General features: G+C 63.2%; 11 protein-coding genes and 1 pseudogene. All 12 read right to left on the bottom strand.

Annotated elements, in window-relative coordinates:
* Positions 1 to 36: 36 nt before the first annotated feature.
* The 12 genes and pseudogenes from MC269_RS06935 to MC269_RS06880 all read right to left on the bottom strand — a co-directional run bounded on the left by MC269_RS06935 (position 37) and on the right by MC269_RS06880 (position 12247).
* Complete coding sequence (locus MC269_RS06935; protein WP_239954603.1) at positions 37 to 315, bottom strand: type II toxin-antitoxin system YafQ family toxin; 279 nt, start codon at positions 313 to 315, stop codon at positions 37 to 39.
* Positions 316 to 343: 28 nt separating this feature from the next.
* The gene (locus MC269_RS06930; RefSeq protein ID WP_239954602.1) at positions 344 to 604 is read right to left on the bottom strand and encodes a type II toxin-antitoxin system RelB/DinJ family antitoxin; all 261 of its coding nucleotides are present in this window, start codon (positions 602 to 604) and stop codon (positions 344 to 346) included.
* 83 nt (positions 605 to 687) lie between these two features.
* Entirely contained in the window at positions 688 to 1200 is a 513-nt protein-coding gene (locus MC269_RS06925) for an Lrp/AsnC family transcriptional regulator (protein WP_081140041.1), read from the bottom strand.
* 141 nt (positions 1201 to 1341) lie between these two features.
* A complete protein-coding gene (gene gabT, locus MC269_RS06920) occupies positions 1342 to 2658 on the bottom strand; it encodes a 4-aminobutyrate--2-oxoglutarate transaminase (RefSeq protein ID WP_239954601.1) in 1317 nt (438 codons plus the stop codon).
* Positions 2659 to 2773: 115 nt separating this feature from the next.
* Positions 2774 to 3905: pseudogene (locus MC269_RS06915) on the bottom strand (M20 aminoacylase family protein); the annotation flags it as partial.
* Positions 3906 to 3910: 5 nt separating this feature from the next.
* Positions 3911 to 4837, bottom strand: coding sequence for a glyoxylate/hydroxypyruvate reductase A (locus MC269_RS06910; protein WP_239954598.1), 927 nt, complete (start codon positions 4835 to 4837; stop codon positions 3911 to 3913).
* Positions 4837 to 5685 (bottom strand): GNAT family N-acetyltransferase, encoded by an 849-nt coding sequence (locus tag MC269_RS06905; protein ID WP_239954596.1) that lies wholly within the window; start codon positions 5683 to 5685, stop codon positions 4837 to 4839. Before MC269_RS06905 ends, MC269_RS06910 begins: the two co-directional genes overlap by 1 nt.
* A 165-nt stretch (positions 5686 to 5850) precedes the next feature.
* Positions 5851 to 7515 (bottom strand): ABC transporter ATP-binding protein, encoded by a 1665-nt coding sequence (locus MC269_RS06900; RefSeq protein ID WP_239954595.1) that lies wholly within the window; start codon positions 7513 to 7515, stop codon positions 5851 to 5853.
* Positions 7512 to 8360, bottom strand: coding sequence for an ABC transporter permease (locus MC269_RS06895; protein WP_239954594.1), 849 nt, complete (start codon positions 8358 to 8360; stop codon positions 7512 to 7514). The genes MC269_RS06900 and MC269_RS06895 overlap by 4 nt, the downstream gene beginning before the upstream one ends.
* Complete coding sequence (locus MC269_RS06890) at positions 8357 to 9313, bottom strand: ABC transporter permease (RefSeq protein ID WP_081140029.1); 957 nt, start codon at positions 9311 to 9313, stop codon at positions 8357 to 8359. Before MC269_RS06890 ends, MC269_RS06895 begins: the two co-directional genes overlap by 4 nt.
* A 24-nt stretch (positions 9314 to 9337) precedes the next feature.
* Positions 9338 to 10924, bottom strand: a complete 1587-nt coding sequence (locus tag MC269_RS06885) for an ABC transporter substrate-binding protein (protein WP_239954593.1) — start codon at positions 10922 to 10924, stop codon at positions 9338 to 9340.
* A 45-nt stretch (positions 10925 to 10969) separates the two neighbouring features.
* Complete coding sequence (locus MC269_RS06880) at positions 10970 to 12247, bottom strand: FAD-binding oxidoreductase (RefSeq protein ID WP_239954592.1); 1278 nt, start codon at positions 12245 to 12247, stop codon at positions 10970 to 10972.

Genomic DNA, 12247 nt, shown 5'->3' with positions numbered 1-12247 from the left:
AGCCCCATAACGGGGCTGAAAAGTGGATGCATTTTTTTAAAACAGGTCTGCGTGCGTACCGGTTCTTTCGAACCTTATTAGCTCATCCGTTAGTTTGTAGATCAGTAGCCAGTCGGGTTCAATATGCGCATCTCTGTAACCCCTGTAGTTACCCTGCAGCGGATGATCTTTATAAGCCGCAGGAAGAGGCAATCTATCGTTCATAAGCAGCGACATAAGCGTTTTAAGCTTGTCCATCTTTTTGCGTCGCTTCTGCATCTTTTTGACGTCTTTGTAAAACTGGTTTGAGTAGGCAATTTCCCTTTGCTTAGCCATGAGATTTCCTTCTCTTCGCAATGACCGGTTAAATACCTAACTGGTCAAACAGATCTTTTTCATCCTTCGCTTTTTTTACGCCTTTGCCTTGCTCGCTCGCTTCGATGCTGCTGGCTGTGATGTCGTTGGGGATGCGCAGATCAAAAGGCAGCGCCTTTTCTTTGGCAACTTTAGTCAGGGTGATGCGTACCAGGTCAGAAACGGTTAATCCCATTTCAGCCAGCACGGCGGCGGCTTCATTTTTCAATGTCTCGTCTATACGAGCACGTACGAATGCATTGGTGGGCATGATCGTTCATCTCTCTTAAAGTAGAAAGAGAGTGTAGCTCAGCTGAGCTACAGCAGCATAGCAGTATATAAAAGGATTCAGCGCTACAGCGCGCTCAGCACATCGTTCTGCCGCGTAATCAGCGAGCGCAGCGGCACGCTGCTCTTCATCACCGGCGATTTAATCACGATATAGCTAAAATATTTGTCGATGCCGATCTGCGCATCGAGCATCTTCTCGATCACTTCCTGATAGTGCTCGATGCTGCGGGTAATAAAGCGCAGCAGATAGTCGTAGCCACCGGTGATCAGATGACACTCCATCAGCTCATCCACATCGCGCAGCGCGCTTTCGAACTTCATAAAATCTTCGCGGCGATGGCCCGAGAGCGTCACTTCGGTAAACACCGTGACCGAGTCGGTGATTTTGGTGAGATTGATATGGGCTTCATAGCCGGTGATAAACCCCGCCTGCTCAAGGCGCTTGACGCGCTGCAGGCACGGACTGGGCGAAAGTCCCACGGCGTCGGCGAGATTAACGTTGCTGATACGGCCATCTTTTTGCAGTTGCACCAGGATGTTGATATCGATGCGGTCAAGTTTCATTAAGCCGTTCATACCACCCCTCATTGTTAACCAATTGTGCAGGACGTGCTGATGGTATAACACGCTTTGCGCCGCCAGCGCCAGCGTTAACATGCGTGTTAACCATCAGGAAAAATTATAATTATTCCAGCAATATCAATGAGGAAGAAGGCGCTATCCAAGACGGCCAGTGGCGCGCGCCAGCGCAATATCAAAAATGTGCAGCGCCTCTTCTAATTGTGAATCGGTTGTGACAAGCGGCGCGAGGAAGCGCACCACGTTGCGCTGAACGCCACACTTAATCAGCAGCAGCCCCTCCTGACAGGCGCTGTCGAGGATCTTCTGCGTCAGCGCAGCGTCTGGCTTGCCGCTTTCGAAATCGAGGATCTCCACCGCCAGCATAAAGCCGAGGCCGCGCACGTCGCCGATGCAGGCGTACTTCTCCGCCAGCTGCTGCAGCCGCGCATGCAGCTGCTCGCCGAGCTGGTTGGCGCGCGCCAGCAGATTGTCATGCTCCAGCAGATCGAGCACCGCCAGCGCCGCCGCGCAGCCCAGCGCGTTGCCGCCGTAGGTGCCGCCCAGCCCGCCCGGCGTCGGCGCATCCATGATCGCCGCCTTGCCCACCACGCCGGAGATCGGCAGGCCGCCGCCGAGGCTTTTCGCCACCGTCACCAGGTCAGGTTTGATGTTGAGATGCTGGAAAGCGAACATTTTGCCGGTGCGGCCAAAGCCGGTCTGCACTTCGTCGCAGATCAGCACAATGCCGTGCTGCTCGGTAATGCGGCGCAGCGCCTGCATAAACGCCGGGCCGGCAGGCAGGAAGCCGCCGTCGCCCTGCACCGGCTCGATAATGATCGCCGCGACGCGCTCCGGCGCGATCTGCACCGCGAACAGCTGATCCAGCGCCTTCAGGCAGTCGACTTCCGTCACGCCGTGCAGCGGATTAGGGAACGGCAGGCGGTAAATATCCGCCGGGAACGGGCCAAAATTCTGTTTATAGGGCTGGCTCATGCCGGTCAGCGTTACGCCCAGCAGCGTGCGGCCGTGGAAGGCGCCGTCAAAGGCGATGACCCCGGAGCGGTTGGTATGGGCGCGGGCGATTTTAATCGCGTTCTCCACCGCCTCCGCGCCGCTGGTGAAGAAGACGCTTTTGTAGGCCTCTTCGCCGCCAACCAGCTGGTTAAGCCGCTGCGCCAGTTCGATATAGCCCGGATAGGCCACCACCTGAAAACAGGCGTGCGACACCAGCCCCAGCTGACGCGTAACGGCGTTGACCACCGCCGGATGGTTGTGGCCGACGTTGAGCACGCCGATGCCGCCGACGAAGTCGAGATAGCGGTTGCCTTCGACGTCCCACACTTCGCTGCCCTTCGCGCGTTCAATCACCAGCGGGTGCGCGGTGACCACGCCGCGCGGCACGTTCTGCTCGCGCGCGTCCAGCAGCAAACTGTTGTCTGAATAGGTCTGTTGTTTGGCGATGACATTCTGCATTTTTTACCTCATCCACGTAACGTTCGGTTGGCTCAAGTATCGCAACCCACTGGTTTAGCATGCTGCCGTTATGGGTAAGGCTGCGGCATTTCCTGTCAAAATCGGTGCCCTTACAGCAGGGAAATTTCTTAACCTAATGCGCGGCGGGCAAGCGCCGATAAGGCGCGCACGCCATAGGGGATCAGCTCGTCGTTAAAGTCGTAGGCGGAGTGGTGCAGCGGCCGCGACGGCGCCGAGCCAATCCAGAGATAGGCGCCCGGCTTCGCCTGCAGCATAAAGGCGAAGTCCTCTGAGGTGAGCGCGGGCTGGCGCGCGACGCGGGCGTTAAATCCCGCCTCGCTGAGCGCTTCAACGGCAAGCTTCGCCTCCGCCTCGCTGTTTATCGTGGCCGGGTAGTAGCGCAGATAGTTCACTTCCGCCTGCAGGCCGTGCGCGGCGGTAACGTGGCGCGCCATCTCGCGCAGCCGCGCTTCGAGCGTATCCTGCGCCGTCGGGCTGAAGGTACGCACCGTGCCGGTGATCGACGCCTCCGCCGGGATCATGTTGTGCGAGAAGCCGCCCTGTATGCGCGTCACGCTCAGCAGCGCCGCTTCGCAGGGATCGATGGCGCGCGCCACCAGCGTATTGAGCTGCACCACCAGTTCGCTGGTCGCCAGCAGCGTGTCACGCGTCAGATGCGGCTGCGCGGCGTGGCCGCCGCCGCCTTTTACCCTAATATCGAAGCGGTCCGCCGCCGCCATAATGGCGCCGGGACGGGTCTGCACCTCACCGAGCGGCAGCTCCGGCCAGTTGTGCAGCGCATAGACCGCCTCGCAGGGAAAGCGGCTGAACAAGCCGTCGTCGATCATCGCCTTCGCGCCCGCCAGCCCCTCTTCCGCCGGCTGAAAGATAAAGTAGATGGTGCCGTTGAAGTCGCCCGTCTCCGCCAGCTGCTGCGCCGCGCCGAGCAGCATCGCGGTATGCCCGTCGTGGCCGCAGGCGTGGCAGACGTTCGCCGTCTGGCTTTTCCAGGGCGCGTCGCCCTGATCCTGCATCGGCAGCGCGTCCATATCGGCGCGCAGCCCAATCGCCCGCCTGCCGTCACCGCGCGTCAGCACGCCGACCACGCCGGTTTTGCCGATGTTGCGATGGACCGCTAGCCCCAGCTGGTGCAGAAAGCGCGCCACGATGTCGCCGGTGCGCGTCTCCTGATAGCCCAGTTCCGGGTGGGCATGCAGATCGCGCCGCAGCGCGACAAGAGCGTCAATGTTCATTAATAACCTCGCGCGCGGTCGATCAGACCGATCATCGGTTCGCCGCGCTGATAGCGACGCAGGTTCTCCAGCAGCGCGGCCACGGCGCTCTCGTTTTGCGTCTGGCTGGCGATATGCGGCGTCAGCCAGATAGCGGGATGACGCCAGAAGGGATGGGACGGCGGCAGCGGCTCGGGATCGGTGACGTCGATTACCGCCGCGCCGAGCTGGCCGCTGTCGAGCGCCGCCAGCAGATCGGCATGATGCAGCTGTGCGCCGCGTCCCGCCTGCACCAGCGCCGCACCCGGCGGTAGCTGGCTGAAAAGATCGCGGTTCAGCAGGCCGCGCGTCTCCGCCGTCAGCGGCAGCAGGCAGACCAGAATGTCGCTGCGCGCCAGAAACGCGCTGAGCTGCCCGTCACCGTGAAAGCACGCGACGCCATCGAGCTGGCGCGGCGTGCGGCTCCAGCCGGCGCAGTCGAAGCCGAGCGTTGCCAGCTGCCGCAGCGCGGCCTGGCCCAGCTCGCCGAGCCCCATCACGCCGACGCGCCGCGTGGCGGCGGGCCGCACGCTGTGCGCCAGCCACTGCGCCTCGCGCTGCTGCTGCAGGTAGCGCACCATATCGCGATGCAGGCCGAGCACCGCGAAGGTGACATACTCCACCATGCCCTGGGTCAGGCCCGGCTCGATCATGCGCACCACCGGCAGGTCGGGCGGCAAGGCGGCAAGATCGAACTGATCGGCGCCTGCGCCCACCGACAGCAGCGCTTTCAGGTTGGGCCAGGTTTCCATCAGCCTTTCCGGCGGCTGCCAGACGATCAGCATCTCGATCTCATGCGGGTTGCCGCTTTCCGGCCAGAGATGCAGCTGAATATCGGGCGCGTGCTGCGCCAGCCACTGCTGCCACAGCGCGCCGCGCTGGGGATCTGATTTATAGAGGATCTGCATCAGGCCATCGCCTGAGTCATCAGGCCGAACGCCTGCATGCCGCCGGCCTGCGGCGTCCAGGGCGTGCCGCGCACCATGGTGGTGGGATTGTCCACCTGCGCCAGCCCGAGCGTGGCGAGCCAGCCGGCCAGCGGCAGCGCAGCGTCGGTGTCGATGCGCACGAACTCACCGCGCAGCCCCTGCATCAGCGAGGCGACCAGCGCCTGCGCCAGCGGAAAATCCTGCGCGATAATCGGGCCAATCGCCCAGCCGTGGCCGAAGCGGCGCAGGCTGGCGAAGCCGTGAACCTGATGCTGCGCATCCTCCAGCAGCACGGTCTGATGCTGGCTGACGATATGCGCCATCAGCTGCGGGCGCAGCATGCCGTGCGCCTGCTGGTCGAGCGCGGTCAGCGGCGGCACGTCCTGCGCCTGGGCGCGGCGCAGCGTCACTCCCGCCGGGATCGCCACGGGCGGCACCGCCTCCAGCGCGCGCGTCTGGTGCTGGAGGATCTGCCCGGTGGTGACAAAGCCGAGCTTCTCATAGAGTCCTTTGCCCATCTCGGTGGCGTGCAGCCGTACGTTGTGGTCGGGCACCTTCTCCAGCAGAGTCAGCATCAGCTGTTTGCCCAGCCCGCGCCCCTGCTGCTGGCCGTCCACGATCACCAGCCCGATGGTGGCGGCGCGTTCGCCCCAGCGCCAGAGAATGGCGCTGCCGAGCAGTTTGCCCTGCTCTTCAATCACTACGCCTTCGCCGAAGGTCATCGCCTGCTGCCAGTCTTCACGACGGTGCGGCCATTTCAGCTGCTGCGTCATGGCGTAGCACTGCTCCAGATCCTGCGCGTTCATGGCGCGAAAAAGTGCGGTCATGGTTTTCTCCTTACATCATGCCTGGCTTTTTAAATGCGCTGCCCTCTACGCTATGGCAGCGCTAGTGTATGGGATCGGTGAGCGGCGCAGCCGGTCTCGCGATCCGCAGAGAGAGTGGCAGCTCAGCGCGCACTGCCCGGGGACACTATGGCAAGCAAGATAGCCCTATTCCGCCTTTAAAATCTCTTCGTGCTCATCCAGCCACCCCTGCCGCAGCTCCGGCACGGCGCGCTTCAGCCGCTCGAAATAGAGTTCGCTGGTCGGCTTGTCGTAATCGTCTCGCGCCAGTTGGGTGACGATGCGCCCCGACTTCATCACCACGATGTTGTCACACACCGCGCGCACCGCGTGCATATCGTGGCTGATAAACAGCACCGACAGGCCCAGCTCGCGCCGCAGCTCGCTGATCAGATCCAGCACCGCCGCGGCGACCACGGTGTCGAGCGCCGAGGTGACTTCGTCGCACAGGATCAGATCCGGCTCCGCCGCCAGCGCGCGCGCCAGGTTAACGCGCTGCTTCTGCCCGCCGGAGAGCGCCCAGGGGCGTCGCCACAGCACGCTGCGCGGCAGCTTCACCAGATCGAGCAGCTGATGCAGCCGCTGGGTCAGCGCCTGCCCGCGCAGGCCGTGAAACAGCGCCAGCGGACGCGACAGGATGCGCTCGACGCTGTGCGCCGGATTGAGCGCGGTGTCCGCCATCTGAAACACATACTGAATGCGGCGCAGCTCGTTGTCAGGCCGCTTGTGCATATCGCTCGCAATATAGTGGCCGTTGAACAGCATATGGCCGTGGCAGGGCGCGTTAAGGCCGGCGATGGCGTGCGCCAGCGTGGTTTTGCCCGATCCCGACTCGCCGATAATGCCGATAGCCTGCCCTTTCCACAGCTGCAGGTTGATATCCTCCAGAATACGGATCTTCGGCTGACCGTCGCTGCCGCGCGGGCCGTAGCCGGCAGAGAGGTCGCGCACCTCCAGCAGCGGCTGCAGCTCACCGCGCGCCTGATGCCACGGGCTGGGGCGCTCTTTCTGCCGCGCCGCGTCCATCAGCAGCCGCGTATACTCCGCCTGCGGCGCGCCGATCAGCCGTTCAGTGGTGCCATATTCGGCGATCTGGCCGCGCAGCAGCACCAGAATGCGGTCCGCCATCTGCGCCACCACCGCCAGATCGTGGCTGACGTAGATGGCGGTGACGCCGCGCTGCGCCACCACGCGACGAAAGGCTTTCAGCACTTCCACCTGGGTGGTGACGTCGAGCGCCGTGGTCGGCTCGTCGAGGATCACCACGTCGGGATCGCCGATCAGCGCCATCGCGGTCATCAGACGCTGCAGCTGCCCGCCGGAAACCTGATGCGGCCAGCGATCGCCGATGGTGTCGGGGTTGGGCAGCGCCAGCTCGCGGAACAGCGCCACCGCCTTGGCTTTCGCCGCCTTGCGCGTCATGGTGCCGTGGATCACCACCGGCTCGATCACCTGATCGATAATTTTCATGCCGGGGTTAAACGAGGCCGCCGCGCTCTGGGCGATATAGGCGACTTTGTTGCCGCGAAATTCGCGCAGCTGCTGCGGGCTCAGGCCGTTGACGTCGACGCCCGCCACGTGAATATTGCCCTCGGCGATGCGGCAGCCGGGACGGGCATAGCCCATCAGCGCCATGGCGATGGTGGTTTTGCCGGAGCCGGATTCGCCAATCAGCGCCAGCACCTCTCCTTTCTGCACGGTAAAACGAATATCGGACACCAGATCGATGGCGTCGCCCTTGTCGCTCTGCGCCGTGACGCGCAGCTTATCCACGGTAATCACCGGCATGGCGGTGTGCGGCATCACGTTCATACGCCCTCCTTCGCCAGCGTCAGCGGACGCATCTGCTGCAGACTGTCGATAAACAGGTTGGCGCCGATGGTCAGGCTGGCGATCGCCAGCGCAGGCATCAGCACCGCCGGCGAGCCGTCGAACAGTCCCTGAATGTTTTCACGCACCAGCGTGCCCCAGTCGGCGTAAGGCGGCTGCACGCCGAGGCCGAGAAAGCTCAGGCCGCTCAGCAGCAGCACGATATAGACGAAGCGCAGGCCAAAGTCCGCCAGCATCGGGTGCACCATATTGGGCAGAATATCGTGAATGGCGACGTACCAGCGGCTTTCGCCGCGCAGCCGCGAGGCGCGCACATAGTCCATATTGCGCAGGCTGCCCGCCATGGCGAAGGCGATGCGGAACGCGCCCGGCCAGTAGGTGAAGATGGCGGTAAGCAGCAGCATCGGCAGCGACGAGCCGAAGACCGCCACGATCATCAGCGACAGCACCTTGCCCGGCAGCACCAGCATGGCGTCGTTGACGCGCCCCAGAATCTCCTCCAGCCAGCGGCCGGTCACCGCCGCCAGCAGCGCCAGCAGCGTGCCGATCAGGCTGGCGCCGATGGCCGCGCCCAGCGCCAGGCCTATCGAGAACTTCGCGCCGTAGAGGATGCGGCTGAGAATATCGCGCCCCAGCGCGTCGGTGCCGAGCCAGTTGTCGGCGGTAAAGCCGCCGAACAGCGGCCCGCCGCCGATATCCTCGACGTTGTGCGGCGCCAGCTGGTTGCCGAAAATTGCCATCAGCAGCCAGAACAGCGACACCACTAAACCCAGCCGCCCGGAGATCGACAGCGACTGAAAGAAACGAACGGGAAGTAAGGTATTCATGCGCTTCTCCATTTCGGGTTGAAGGCGATGGTGAGCACGTCCGCCAGCAGCAGCAGCAGCAGATAGCAGCCGGCGAACAGCATTACGCAGAACTGCACCACCGGCAGGTCGCGGTTGCTGACCGCGTCCACCAGCTGGCTGGCGAGGCCGGGATAGCTAAAGATGGTTTCGATAATGATCACCCCGCCGAACAGATAGGAGAGGCTAAGCGAGATGGCGTTGGCAATGGGGCCGACCGCGTTGGGCAAGGCGTGGCGCAGCACGGCGCGCAGCGGCGAGACGCCTTTCAGCAGCGCCATCTCCAGATAGGGGCTGTCGAGCTGGTTGATAATGGCGGCGCGCGTCATGCGCGCCATCTGCGCCACCAGCACGCAGCAGAGGGTCAGCACCGGCAGCGCGTAGGCCTTCAGGTAGCTAACCAGATCCATATTGGGCGAGCCGAAGGACATCGCCGACACCCAGTGCAGCTTCACGGCGAAGATCAGCACCGCCACCGTCGCCACCAGAAACTCCGGCACCGCCACCATCGCCATGGTGCTGACCACCAGCGCGCGATCCAGCAGCGAGCCGCGCGTCATTGCGGCGGTAATGCCGATCGCCAGCGCCAGCGGCACGCAGATCAGCGTGGTGATCGCCGCCAGCTCAAAGGTGGCGGGAATGCGCTGCGCCACCAGCTGCATCACCGGCAGGTGGCTGGCGAACGAGGTGCCGAAGTCGCCCTGCAGCATACCGCCCAGCCAGCTGAAGTAGCGCAGCAGCAGCGGCTGATCCAGCCCGAGCTGGGCGCGCAGCGCCGCCACCGTTTCCGGCGTGGCGTTTTGCCCGAGGATCATCTGCGCCGCGTCGCCCGGCAGCAGGCTGGTGATAAAAAACACCACCGCCGAGACGATCAGCAACGTCAGGATGCCGGCGCCGGTGCGGCGGGCGATCAGGAACAGCATGTATCGGTTCATCGGCGTTCTCCATCAGAGAGAGGGTTAAGCGGACAGCCAGGCGAATTCGTGGAAGCGATAGCCCATCATCATGCCGGAGGGCCAGGCTTCGACGCCCTTCACCTTTTTGCTGTAGCCGTCGGTGGTGCTGATAAAGGTCGGGATAATGGTGCCGCAGTGGTCGTAGATCAGCTTCTGCATATCGCCATACATCTGCTTGCGCTTCGCCTGTTCACGCTCGCCGCGCGCCGCCACCACCAGCTGGTCGAACTGCGGGTTTTTCCAGCCCGACTCGTTGTTGGGCGCGCCGGAGAGGTAGAACTGCGAGAAGAGCATATCGAGCGTTGGACGCGGGTTGATCGAGCCGTAGCCCACCGGATCTTTGGTCCAGTGCGTCGACCAGTAGCCGTCATAGGGCACGCGGCGCACTTTGACGTTGATGCCGGCGTTGCGCGACACCTGCTGGATCAGCTGGCCGCCCTCCACCGCGCCTTCGATGTTCGGCGTGGTAATAATCTCGACCGTCGCGCCCTTCATCCCCGCCTTCTCGATATGGAATTTGGCTTTCTCGACGTCGAGCGGACGCGGCTTCAGCTCGGCGTTGTAGAGCGGATGCCACGGCGGCACCGGCGTGTCGTTGCTGACGTCGCCGTAGCCCTGCAGCACGGTTTTCACCAGCATCTCGCGCGGCTGCAGATATTTCAGCGCCAGCACGAAATCTTCGTTGCTGCCGGGTTTGATATCGGTGCGCACGATGAGGTTGGTGTACATGCCCGATTTGCTCTCCAGCACGCCGAAGTCGCTGGTGGCCTTGATGCGCTTGCAGTCGTTGGCGCTCAGGGTAGAGACAATGTGCAGATCGCCCGACATCAGGGCGTTGACGCGCGCCGCCTGGTCGGTGACGCCCAGCAGCTCGACTTCGTCGAGGTGCGGCAGGCCCGACTTAAAGTAGTGGGGGTTTTTCGTGCCGACCGAGCGCACGCCCGGCGTAAACTCTTTGCAGACGTAAGGCCCGGTGCCGATCCCTTTGGTGAAATCTTTGGTGCCGTCCTGCACGATTAAAAACGGCGGCGCGGCGAGGATATAGGGCAGATCGAAGTTCGCCTGGCTCAGCACCAGCTGCACTTCATTGTCGTTAACCGCGCTCAGCGTCTGGAACTGCTCAGCGATTTTAAAGGCGTTAGAGGCGACCGCGGCATCTTTATGGCGGCTCAGCGAATAAATCACATCTTTTGCGGTGAGCGGCTTGCCGTCGTGAAAGGCGACGCCGCTGCGCAGCTTGATCTGCCAGGTAACGCCGTCGCTGGTGTCGATCGAAGAGGCGAGCGCGGGCAAGGCTTTGAGATCTTTATCCAGCTCGGTCAGGCCGTTGTAGAACATGCACTGGCGCGTATAGTCGCCGCTGTTGTTGGCTTTGGCGGGGTCGAGGGTATCAGTGGCGGAGGCGTTGGCCATGGCGGCGCGGATTTTGCCGCCTTTTACCGGCGTTTCAGCGGCGAAGCCCAGCTGCGGGAAGCCGATAATGCCGCTGCTCATCACCGCCCCGGCGGAGAGCATTTTCATCAGGCCGCGGCGCGACAGCGTGCCTTCGGTCAGCATGCGCGTCAGCGCGTTATTATCATTTTTACTCATCTGCGTACCCTCAATAAGCGTTTAAGTTCACCTGGAATGCAAGCATTAAGAGAAACGATCTTTGGCTTTGTAATAGAGTCCGGCCAGCGGCAAAAACCACGGCTTGCCGTGATAGCCTGGCAGTGCGGGCCAGGCGTCGCGCTGCCAGGGATTACGGTTGCTTTTTTCGGCAATAAGATCCGCCATCACCGCGCCCATCCACACCGACATCTGCGTGCCGTGGCCGCTGTAGCCCATCGAGTAGAAGACGCCGTCATGTTCGCCCGCGTGCGGCAGCCGGTCGGCGGACATATCCACCATCCCGCCCCAGCAGTAGTCGATGCGCGCCTGCGCCAGCGCGGGGAAAAGGCCCGCCATCGTTGCCTGCAGGATCTCGCCGCTTCGTGAGTCGGAGGTGGGGTTGCTCACCGCGAAGCGCGCGCGGCCGCCGAACACCAGCCGCCGGTCGGCGGTGGTGCGGAAGTAGTTGCCGAGATTCAGCGAAGTGACGTAGGTGCGATCCTGCGGCAGCACCTGGCGGATCGGCGCCTCACCCAGCGGCTCCGTCACCACAATAAAGCTGCCCACCGGCACGATGCGGCGCTGGAACCAGCGAAACGGCCCGACGTTGGAGCAGCCGGTCGCCATCAGCACTTTATCGGCGAGGATCTCTCCTTTTGCCGTCTGCACGCGGTGACGATAGCCATCAAGGCGGGTTAAGCCGGTTACGGCGTGATGCGGGAAAATTTTCGCCCCGCTGCGCGCCGCCGCTTCCGCCAGCCCGACGCCGAACTTGCCCATATGCATCTGGCCGCCGCGCTTTTGCAGCAGCCCGCCGTGAAAGGCGTCGCTGTTGACTTCGCGGCGGATCGCCACCTGGTCAAGCAGCTCGATATCCGGATCCACGGTGCGGCGCATCAGCTCCCACGCCTCGCGCAGCCCGGCGAAATGGGACGCCTTGCTGGCGAGCTTGAGCTTGCCGCACAGGCGGAAATCGCAGTCGATCTGCTCGCTGCGCACCAGCTGTTCGACGTAGCTCACCGCGTCGTCGTAGGCGCGGTAAAAGCGCGTCGCTTTCTCGATGCCCTGGCTCGCCACCAGCGAGGCGAAGTTCTGCGCCACGCCGGTGTTGCAGTGTCCACCGTTGCGCGCCGAGGCCTGGCTCATCACCTCGCCGCCCTCCAGCAGCACCACGTCGAGGCCGCTGCGCGCCAGGCTCAGCGCCGCCGAGACGCCGGTAAAGCCGCCGCCGATCACCACTACGTCGGCGCGCGACGGCAGCGAACCCGGCGCCACGCCGTGAAAGGCGGGCGCGGTGGCCTGCCAGAAGGATTCGAGTTTCAT

The sequence above is a fragment of the Pantoea sp. Z09 genome (assembly GCF_022394795.1).
In the GTDB taxonomy this organism is placed as follows: Bacteria; Pseudomonadota; Gammaproteobacteria; order Enterobacterales; family Enterobacteriaceae; genus Pantoea; species Pantoea latae.
This window is presented reverse-complemented; position numbering and strand designations above follow the sequence as displayed.